The organism is Vibrio sp. SG41-7 (assembly GCF_014164465.1).
In the GTDB taxonomy this organism is placed as follows: Bacteria; Pseudomonadota; Gammaproteobacteria; order Enterobacterales; family Vibrionaceae; genus Vibrio; species Vibrio splendidus.
This window is the reverse complement of the sequence record NZ_JACJFF010000204.1, coordinates 1-5,019: the sequence shown is the minus strand read 5'-3', so window position 1 is coordinate 5,019 and position 5,019 is coordinate 1. Positions and strand designations below refer to the sequence as shown.

Below are 5,019 nucleotides of genomic sequence, written 5' to 3'. Positions count from 1 at the left end.
TATCTAATCCGATCGTTATAGTTTTCATATGGACCTACCCTCAGTTAGATGATTGTGTTTAATATTCATCTTGGCGCATTGCGACGCCGTTTAGAAGGGTGGGTCCATTTCATTATTCCCTAAAGTGAGGAACGAACGTAATAGGGAATCTGTTTTGATTAGGCGTTTATTAGTGTGGTTAGCGGTAGATCCCCCGACTCAGTTGTTCCTCCTTCTAGAAGATGACGGCGAGTGAGGTAAAATACGAGGGTGGGGGTTCAGAGTGTATTCTACGCCAGCCTATTAGAAGCAAACGCTGATGATCTTGTAGAATGAGTGACTTAGTCACTTTCGTCTTTCCCTAAAGCGAGGAACGAGCGTAATAGGGAATCTGCATTTTCGATGTGGGTTGGTTGGAACGGAAATTAGATGCGCTCTACAGAATCTATAAAGCGCAAATTTGGGTACAGCAGCTGGTGGAATGCTTAAGTAAGATTAAACAAACGCTTAAAGTGGTGAACAAAACCGGACGGCTTGTTCTCAGCTTGATAGATATTCAAACCATCATAAAAACTTGCCATAAACTCTACGCGAATCTCATCATCACTGCTTCTCGATATACGAGACAACAGCGTAGCGGCTACAGCAGCATGATCATTAGCAAGGCTGTAATCCATTCCTAGTCGTCCTTGAATGAACAACCACAAATGAGTGATTAACTTTAACTGCTGAGCGTTAGAGCTTTGAAACTTGTCGCTGTGCTCAGTACCCACTGTATTATCGAATACATTTTGCATCGCCTCATTCGCTTCTTTATTGCTTTCAAAGCGATAGCTTGCATCGATATGTACTTTGGTTAACAGGCCAAGCAACGTCTGGCGTGCAGAGTTATCAGGCTTATTCTCAAAAGCATGTTTGAAAAGAGCATGGTTTTCATCAATAAATGACGATAGCTCTTTCTCGTAGCCTATTGAGAGCGCTTTTACTGAATCGAGGCCTGCGAGCTGCAAACACGCTTCGAGCTTAGTTTGGCGCTGAGGTTCAGTCTGAGTTTGGATCTCAGTCATTACTCTGTAGCTCTTCCCACGTGACTTCTGCAGATTGCGTGTCGCTATTTACGAACGCAGAGTTACCCGACAGCATTACTGAAAGGTCCATCGTACGTTGTGTCATCGCTGCTAGTTGCTCAATACCATCGTTGTCTAGACGAACGATTTGAGCTTTCAGGTAACCGAACTTACCTTTGTTTTGTTCCCACCAAACATTCGATTTAGTGTTGAAGCTGAACACGCTCACAGACTTAGATAAGCGAGTCGCTTTCTTAACGCGTTCTGGATCAGGTTCGCCAACATCAATCCACTCTAAGATTTGGTCATCTAACGACTTCTGCCATAAATCAGGTTCTTCAATGCTAGACAACCCTTTAGTGAACTCAAGTTCAGGAGATGCATTGATACAGAAAGCAATGATACGCGCCATCATGCGCTGTTCTGTTTCAGAAGGGTGTTGTGCAACCGTTAGATTAAAAGAGTCGTAATAGTCGCGATTCATATCGGTTAAAGAGATACGAAACTTGTAGATTGTCGGTTTAAGAGCCATTGATAGGGTGTCTTAGATAGAAATAGTGAGGGGGAATATTACCTTAAATCTCTGAATAGCGGGTAAAAAAATAGCCAGCAGAGGCTGGCTATTTTTAGAAAGCTTTAAAATACTAAATTAAAGTACTTTGATGCTGTCAGCTTGAGGGCCTTTTTGACCTTGAGATACAGTGAACTCAACTTGTTGGCCTTCAGCAAGAGTTTTGAAACCATCGCCTGTGATTGCAGAGAAATGTGCGAATACGTCTGGGCCGTTTTCTTGCTCGATGAAGCCGAAGCCTTTAGTTTCGTTGAACCATTTTACTTTACCAGTAACTGTGTTAGACATGATGATATCCTAAAATTAAATTTTTATTATGAGCCAATTGTGGCACTGATAGCGCGGAAAAGTTTATTGCTATTGCGTACAACACAACGGGGTTACTAGTAATCCAACGAAATGTTTATATACAAAGAACTTTCTTTCTAGCCGAGATGAAGTCTAAATCAAATCAGGGGATAGTCAATCGAATCCATAGTGAAAGGTTGCAGAAACTTGGGGGTAGTCAAACTTTGCATTCCTTAAATATCATGGAGTTACAGTTGTATGGTGATTTGTTGTCATTTTTGTGAAAATGGTGGTCGAAATTGATGACGAATTTGGAGTGAATGCACTGTTTTAGCGCATTTATTTTTGCAAATTAGAAGCCGCTAACTGGGTGTTGAGCCCACTTTTAACGGCTTATATTTATTACTGTCGTTGTAAGGAAAATGTCTTTACTTGAACGAGAACTAGACTACTTTTTCAAGCGGTACAGGTTGCCATTATCGGTACTGAAAAAGATGTCGCCGCTTGGTGAAGTTTCGATGTCTCTTATCCTTTCGCCTAAGTCTTCTAAAATACGCTCTTCCTTGATTGCCTCACCTTGTTCATTGACTGTCACAATATTGATGTGAGTAAGTTTTAGTGCGCCAGCCAGCAGCTTTCCTTTTAACTCTGGGTATTTATCGCCTTGGTAAACAATCAAGCTCCCCGGAGCGATTGAAGGAACGTAGACTTTTTTAGGCGCTTCAATACCATCTTTGGTTTTAGACTCGCCAACGCTGATAGGGCCCCAATACTCTTTTCCGTGTGAGGTGACTGGCCACCCATAGTTGGCGCCTGCTTTTATTAGGTTGATTTCATCACCACCGCGCGGGCCGTGTTCAATCGACCAAAGCTTTTGAGTCGGGGCATCATAGAACAACCCTTGTGGGTTACGATGGCCATAGCTCCAAATCTCATTGAGTACCTTTTTGTTGTCAGTGAATGGGTTATCGCTTGGCGTGCTTCCATCGGCATTTAATCGCAATATTGAGCCAGCATGAGTCATGGTGTCTTGGCCGTTGTCCCTGTCACCACGATCGCCGATTGAAAAATACAGGTGGTTCTCATCAAAGGTGATACGGCTACCAAAGTGACGCCCTGTGTCCGTTCTGGATTTCGACACAAACACGTCTGTCCAATTAGTGATTTCATTATTACTGTAATTAGCAGAAGCCAGTGTCGTTACACCTTCACCATCGACCTCTTTACTATAAGTGACGTAGAACCTTCCGCTTTCAAAAGGAGAGGGTGCGATATCCAGTAATCCACCTTGGCCTTTCGCCCAAACATTTGGCAGCCTGAACAATGTGTTTTGATCGCCGGTCTTTAAATCAATGTGTTTAATGACGCCTGATTTTTCTGTTACTAGCATGGAGTTGTCGTTGATATAAGCCAACCCCCAAGGGATCACGAGTCCGTCGGTGATCTTCTCTGCCTGCCACGCAAAGGCTGACGTTATAGGAGCAAGGGCAAGCAGCGCCAAAGCACATGAAAAAATACGGTGATGAGTGTTCATTAAAGTCCCTTGATTATGAGCGTCTAGTGTTAGTCTAGCGCCTGTCGTGGGCTGGCGGAAAGCTGAGGTTGCTGAAAAGTGACTATTCATATATTTAGTTGAACGCCTATTGTATGATTATACAAGCTCACGTATGTTTACTGTGCCTTTCTCTATTTGATCCAGTCGGAGCATTATGAACAACTCGCCAGCAGCGTTTCCGCTATTTTCTCTGTTTTTATGTTGCGGCTTAGATACGCACGTTTTTTCTTCGAACGGACGTATTAAACGATGAGTCGTCGGTTTGATTTTAAATCGATCTTACTTGCGTGCTTGGTCATCAGTATCGGTCAGCTCAGTATGGGACTGGTGTTTCCATCACTACCTTGGATCGCCAAAGACTTCGATGTATCACTAGAGCAAGCCCAGCTATTGGTAAGCGTGTACCTATTAGGTTTTGGGCCTTCCCAGTTTATTTATGGCCCTATTTCCGATGCTCTCGGGCGCAAGAAAGTACTGCTGAGCGGATTATTAATCGCCATGCTGGGACTATTAATGATCATTTTCTTCAGCCACTCGTTTACCAATATGGTGATGGGGCGATTTCTGCAAGGCTTAGGAACCGGCTGTTGCGCTGTACTTGCTCGCGCCTCGACACGTGATAGATTCAACGGCGCAGACTTGCCTTTGGCGATGTCTTATATTGCGATGGTTGCCTCTATAACACCTTTGATCGCGCCTGTTATCGGTGGGTTTATTAACTTCCACTTTGGCTGGAGTATGGTGTTTATCTCACTACTTGGCTATGTCTCATTGGCTTGGGTGGTATTGGCGTTCAAGTTTAAGGAAACCGTCACTCAGATTTCGGCTATCCCTTCGCCGAAGAAAATGGTTTCTCAATATAAAGAGTTACTCACTTCTCGTTATTTTATGAGCTTTGCGAGTATTGGCTGGCTTAACTTTAGCTTGATGATCACCACCGTATCAGTGATGCCATTTATCATGCAAAATCAGATTGGTATGACGTCAGATGAATACGCGATGTGGGCGGTGATTCCTGCATTAGGCATGCTGGGCGGAACAAGCTTATGTAACCGTATTCGCCCTATGTTGGGTAACAAGAAAACTCTGTTATGCACACCTGTATTACATGTTGCTGCGGCGTTGTGGCTTTTCTTTTGTCCACTTGAGCCACTGTATTTAATGCTTGGCCAGTTCTTGATGATTCTTGGCAATGGTATTGCGTTACCTTGTGCTCAGGCCTTGGTGATGTTGCCTTATAAGAAGAACGCTGGCGCGGCGGCTGCGATGTCTGGCGGAGGGCAGATGGTGGTGTCTTCAATGGTGAGCATGGGGCTGGTTCAGTTAGGACTAGGAGAAGCGTGGCATCTATCGCTTGTCATCATGTTGTTCACACTGATTACCCTATTTAATATTTTACGTGGTTTCAGTAGCCAAGAAGCGAGAGAGTCCCAGCTTAGCTAGTTATTTGGTTATTTAATTATTTAGCTAGCTAGCGAGTGAAAAACGAAAAGGCCATTGAAGTTTATGATTTCAATGGCCTTTATTATGCTTAGAACTTAGAACTTAGAACTTAGAAC

General features: G+C 43.6%; 5 protein-coding genes. 1 reads left to right on the top strand and 4 read right to left on the bottom strand.

Annotated elements, in window-relative coordinates:
* Window positions 1-464: 464 nt before the first annotated feature.
* The 4 genes from H5300_RS25470 to H5300_RS25455 all read right to left on the bottom strand — a co-directional run bounded on the left by H5300_RS25470 (window position 465) and on the right by H5300_RS25455 (window position 3,439).
* Window positions 465-1,046, bottom strand: a complete 582-nt coding sequence (locus H5300_RS25470) for a hypothetical protein (RefSeq protein ID WP_102441437.1) — start codon at window positions 1,044-1,046, stop codon at window positions 465-467.
* Complete coding sequence (locus H5300_RS25465; RefSeq protein ID WP_004731545.1) at window positions 1,039-1,578, bottom strand: YaeQ family protein; 540 nt, start codon at window positions 1,576-1,578, stop codon at window positions 1,039-1,041. Before H5300_RS25465 ends, H5300_RS25470 begins: the two co-directional genes overlap by 8 nt.
* A 117-nt stretch (window positions 1,579-1,695) precedes the next feature.
* The gene (locus H5300_RS25460; protein ID WP_004731543.1) at window positions 1,696-1,905 is read right to left on the bottom strand and encodes a cold-shock protein; all 210 of its coding nucleotides are present in this window, start codon (window positions 1,903-1,905) and stop codon (window positions 1,696-1,698) included.
* A gap of 448 nt (window positions 1,906-2,353) precedes the next feature.
* Window positions 2,354-3,439 carry a PQQ-dependent sugar dehydrogenase gene (locus H5300_RS25455; protein ID WP_182797227.1) on the bottom strand — a complete coding sequence of 362 codons (1,086 nt, stop codon included), beginning with the start codon at window positions 3,437-3,439 and terminating at the stop codon, window positions 2,354-2,356.
* Between the two features lie 270 nt (window positions 3,440-3,709).
* Here H5300_RS25455 and H5300_RS25450 point away from each other — a divergent pair, with 270 nt between their 5' ends.
* A complete protein-coding gene (locus H5300_RS25450) occupies window positions 3,710-4,903 on the top strand; it encodes a multidrug effflux MFS transporter (RefSeq protein WP_102441439.1) in 1,194 nt (397 codons plus the stop codon).
* Window positions 4,904-5,019: the final 116 nt, after the last annotated feature.

Excerpts from the sequence above, each read along its gene's own strand:
- H5300_RS25470 (WP_102441437.1), bottom strand. The coding sequence starts at position 1,046 with ATGACTGAGATCCAAACTCAGACTGAACCTCAGCGCCAAACTAAGCTC.
- H5300_RS25465 (WP_004731545.1), bottom strand. The coding sequence starts at position 1,578 with ATGGCTCTTAAACCGACAATCTACAAGTTTCGTATCTCTTTAACCGAT.
- H5300_RS25460 (WP_004731543.1), bottom strand. The coding sequence starts at position 1,905 with ATGTCTAACACAGTTACTGGTAAAGTAAAATGGTTCAACGAAACTAAA.
- H5300_RS25455 (WP_182797227.1), bottom strand. The coding sequence starts at position 3,439 with ATGAACACTCATCACCGTATTTTTTCATGTGCTTTGGCGCTGCTTGCC.
- H5300_RS25450 (WP_102441439.1), top strand. The coding sequence starts at position 3,710 with ATGAGTCGTCGGTTTGATTTTAAATCGATCTTACTTGCGTGCTTGGTC.